This is a genomic window from Herbaspirillum sp. UBA812, assembly GCF_002296545.1.
GTDB classification, from domain to species: Bacteria; Pseudomonadota; Gammaproteobacteria; order Burkholderiales; family Burkholderiaceae_D; genus Herbaspirillum; species Herbaspirillum huttiense.
Genome location: NZ_DBIC01000206.1, coordinates 1 through 3,699, shown reverse-complemented (window position 1 = coordinate 3,699; position 3,699 = coordinate 1). Strand labels below are relative to the sequence as shown.

Genomic DNA, 3,699 nt, shown 5'->3' with positions numbered 1-3,699 from the left:
TCGTCATCGACAAGAGTGAAGAGGGCGGTGGCCATCGCAAGCGTTATGACCGCTTCCGTGGTCGGATCATGTTCCCCATCCGCAATACCAAGGGCCAGGTGATCGGTTTTGGTGGCCGGGTGATGGATGGCGGTGAACCGAAATACCTGAACTCGCCTGAAACGCCGCTGTTCCAGAAGGGCAGCGAGCTGTATGGCCTGTTCGAGGCGCGCCAGGCGATCCGCGAGGCGGGTTATGTGCTGGTCACCGAAGGCTACATGGATGTGGTGGCGCTGGCCCAGCTGGGTTTCCCGCAGGCCGTGGCCACATTGGGAACGGCGTGTACGCCCATCCACGTGCAAAAACTGGTGCGCCAGACCGATGAGGTGATCTTCAGCTTCGACGGCGACAACGCCGGCCGCCGCGCCGCGCGCCGCGCGCTGGAGGCCTGCCTGCCGCATGCTTCGGACAACAAGACCATCAAGTTCCTGTTCCTGCCCAAGGAACACGACCCTGACAGTTACGTGCGCGAGATGGGCGCGCCGGCCTTTGAAGAGCAGATCCGCGAAGCCATGCCGCTGTCGCAGTTCCTGTTGAAGGAAATCATCGGCGAGAACGACTTGCGTACGCCCGAGGGCCGCGCCCATGCGCAGTTTGCCGCCAAGCCGCTTCTGCAGGCCTTGCCGGCATCCGGCCTGCGTTTGCAGATCGTGCGCAGCGTGGCCCAGGCCACGCAGACCACGCCGGCCGAGCTGGAAGTGCTGTTTGAGCTGGAAAAGCCGGTGGCGCGCGTACGCAGCGCCCCGCCGCGCACCAAACGCACCGCCCCGGTCGGGCTGGAGCGCCAGATCATGCGGCTGCTGGTGGCGCATCCGCAACTCTCGGCCGACCTCGATGCCGCCGCGCTGGAAGCGATCGCCCGCATCGCGCCAGACCAGGCCGAGCTGCTGGCGCATCTGGTCGGTGTGGCCCAGGGCATGGGCGAGCAGGCCAATTTCGCCGCGCTGGTCGAGCACCTGCGCGAGGGCGGCCCCGAGTTTGACTCGATGATCGCGGAAATCGCGGCCGAGTCGGAATCCGAATTTGATGTGGTGCGGGCCGAGATGGCCGGTGCCATCCGCCAGGCCAGGATCCGCGCCCTCGATGACGAGATGCAGACGCTGGTCGCCTCCAACCTGCGCACCGAGGAAGAGCGCAATCGCTATCGTGAGCTGATGCAGCGCAAGGAATGGCTCAAGCGCCAGACCGGCGGTGCGGTCGCGGCAGGTTGAGGGGCGGCTTTCCCGTGGAAGCGGGGAGGGGCTGAAAGAAGAATCGGCAGGGAGGGTCTTGCGTGATGTTTGCGTGACCCGATCTGAAGAGTGGGCAGGAGTAGGGAAGCAGGAATCGGCCTGGTGTGGAAAACGCGGTAAAGCACTGCAAATTGTCGTGTTTTACGCACCGGATCGCTGGCGGATGGCCGAATATCGCGGCTTGATCCCAGGGAAAAGAGCCCCATCTGTGCTATAATAGAGGGCTTTAGTTCCGCCGGATGGCTCTTGCATCCCCACCCTGCGGCGACATGCCTTCACCCCGGCGCATCGGGAGGAGGGACGGCAGACAGCGGTATCGCTGCCGGATTGCAAGCGGCATGACTGCCTGCTGCGCGCGATCGATGGCCCGCCGGTAAAAGGAACGTTGCGCGTGCAGCCGGAGTCTACCGGGCAACCGGTACCGGAGTTGCATCATTAGCATGACTTGATTGGCGCAATGAGTGAATTCTCAATTGGCAGTTGATTCTATGGCAAATGCAATGAAGAAACCCGCGAAAACTCCAGCAGCGTCGGCAAAGAGCAGCAAGACGGCAGCGGCGGTAAAATCGACCGCTGCGGCCAAGACCACCCAGGCGGTAGCCGCCAAATCGCCAGTCAAGGGGACGGCGAAGGCTGCTGTTACCGTAAAACCCACGGCCAAGACTGCAGCAGCAGCGACGCCGAAAAAGACGGCAGCCCAGACAACTGCCGCCAAGCCGGCCCGCGCCGCATCGCCCAAAGCGACTGCAACGCCAGCCAACAAGTTACCTCAAGCCGCCGAACAAGCGGTTTCTGTGAAAGCGACGAAGACTTCCGTGACCACCAAGAAACCCGAAACCAAGACCGCCAAGACCACCAAAGCCGCACAGGTGGAAGGCAAAGACGTCAGCGCGACTGCTGCGTCGAGCGTAAGCCAAACCACTGATGCCGCTGCCCTGGCAGCCATCGACACGTCCGGCTATGTGCTGCCGAGCGTCAAGGTGCCGGGCCGCCGTGGCCGCAAGCCCAAGGAATTCCAGCCCGAGAGCGATGAAGTTGCCGCACTGAACACCATCGAGCGTACCGAACTGAAGGCGGCCGACAAGGCCAAGGCCAAGGATCGCAAGGCCAAGGAAAAGGCCTTGTTGAAGGACGCTTTCTCTTCCGACACGGAAGCCAGCGAAGAAGAGCTGGAGCGCCGTCGCCAGAAGCTCAAGACCCTGATCAAGCTGGGCAAGGAACGTGGTTTCCTGACCTTCTCGGAAATCAACGACCACCTGCCGGAAAACATCGTCGATCCGGAAGCCATCGAAGGCATCATCGGTACCTTCAGCGACATGGGCATCTCGGTCTACGAGCACGCTCCTGATGCGGAGACCCTGCTGCTGTCGGACAACGTGGCCAACGTCGCCAGCGATGATGACGCCGAAGCCGCAGCCGAAGCTGCACTGTCGACCGTCGATTCCGATTTCGGCCGTACCACCGACCCGGTGCGCATGTACATGCGTGAAATGGGTTCGGTCGAACTGCTGACCCGTGAAGGCGAAATCGAAATCGCCAAGCGCATTGAAGACGGCTTGAAGGACATGATCCAGGCCATCTCCGCCTGCCCGACCACGATCGCCGAGATCCTGGCCGCGGCTGACCGCATCTCCAAGGATGAGATCAAGGTCGACGAAATCGTCGACGGCCTGGTCGATCCCAACGAGAGCGAACAGCAGGTCGAGGCCGCCGCTTCCGATTCCGATGAGGACGACGAGGAAGAGGAAGAAGAGGAAGAAGACGAAGAAGAAGAGGAAAACGAGAGCAGCGGCTCTGGTGCCGCCGGCTTCTCCGCCGAACAGCTGGAACAGTTGAAGCGCGACGCGCTGGGCAAGTTCGCCGTCATCGGCACCCAGTTCGAGAACATGCGCAAGGCTTTCGAGAAGGAAGGCTACAACTCCAAGCCTTACGTCAAGGCTCAGGAAATCATTTCCAACGAGCTGCTGGGCATCCGCTTCACCGCCAAGATCGTCGAGAAGCTGTGCGACACCCTGCGTGCGCAGGTGGACGAAGTGCGTACCGTGGAACGCCAGATCCTGGACGTGGCCGTCAACAAGTGCAACATGCCGCGCGCGCACTTCATCAAGGTGTTCCCGGGCAATGAAGTGAACCTGGACTGGGTGGATGGCGAAGTCGCCGCCAACCATGACTACAGCGCCGTGCTGAGCCGCAACGTGCCGGCCATCAAGGAACTGCAGCAGAAGCTGATCGACCTGCAGGCGCGCGTGGTACTGCCGCTGCCGGACCTGCGTGCGATCAACAAGAAGATGGGCGCCGGCGAGAAGAAGGCGCGCATGGCCAAGCGTGAAATGACCGAGGCCAACCTGCGTCTGGTGATCTCGATCGCCAAGAAGTACACCAACCGTGGCCTGCAGTTCCTGGACCTGATCCAGGAAGGCAACATCGG

At 62.0% G+C, this 3,699-nt stretch carries 3 protein-coding genes; 2 read left to right on the top strand and 1 reads right to left on the bottom strand.

Annotation, left to right across the window (positions count from 1 at the left end; translation table 11 throughout):
* Positions 1–1,250 (top strand): DNA primase (locus B3873_RS13600; protein WP_286866679.1); only part of this gene is annotated, 1,250 nt, incomplete at its 5' end.
* A 490-nt stretch (positions 1,251–1,740) separates the two neighbouring features.
* Here the strand turns inward: B3873_RS13600 and B3873_RS13595 are convergent.
* Positions 1,741–2,034, bottom strand: coding sequence for a hypothetical protein (locus tag B3873_RS13595; RefSeq protein ID WP_227022640.1), 294 nt, complete (start codon positions 2,032–2,034; stop codon positions 1,741–1,743).
* Between the two features lie 52 nt (positions 2,035–2,086).
* On the opposite strand from B3873_RS13595, the gene B3873_RS13590 reads away from it, so the two are divergent.
* A partial coding sequence (locus B3873_RS13590) for an RNA polymerase sigma factor region1.1 domain-containing protein (RefSeq protein WP_286866678.1) occupies positions 2,087–3,699 on the top strand: 1,613 nt, incomplete at its 3' end.